Source organism: Corynebacterium sp. MSK074 (genome assembly GCF_030229735.1).
Classification (GTDB): domain Bacteria; phylum Actinomycetota; class Actinomycetes; order Mycobacteriales; family Mycobacteriaceae; genus Corynebacterium.
This window is the reverse complement of record NZ_JASPIX010000038.1, coordinates 1-435: the sequence shown is the minus strand read 5'-3', so window position 1 is coordinate 435 and position 435 is coordinate 1. Positions and strand designations below refer to the sequence as shown.

Annotated in this window: 1 pseudogene; it reads left to right on the top strand. The window is 60.7% G+C overall.

The annotated features are described in order from the left end of the window. A pseudogene (locus QP965_RS11450) lies at positions 1-389 on the top strand (HNH endonuclease signature motif containing protein); the annotation flags it as partial. Positions 390-435 lie beyond the last annotated feature (46 nt).

Below are 435 nucleotides of genomic sequence, written 5' to 3'. Positions count from 1 at the left end.
CCATCATCGCCCGCCACATCGACGCCTACACCAACCAGACCACCACCACCGCAGCACAAGCACTCATCGACCTCATCTTGGAAGACACCCACACCAGTGTTGCCATCAACACGTTTACCACCAACCCCGACACCAACCTCGTCTTTCACCCTGGTGCCGGATGGATAAACCTCAACCACGCACCCACCAACAACACCTTCATCCGCCGACTCTTAGCCGACGAGGCAGACTCCTACACCCCCACCACCGACATCCGCGCCTACACCCAAGGCAGAGACGCCACCTGCCGCTGGCCCGGCTGCACCGTCCCCGCCACCCGGTGCCAACTCGACCACCGCATCGAATACCACCTCGGCGGGTGGGGTTGCCCGCAAATCGTGGACACGTAGTGGGGCTACCTAGTGCTTAGGCAGCTATTTCTTTTCTACTGGTGGT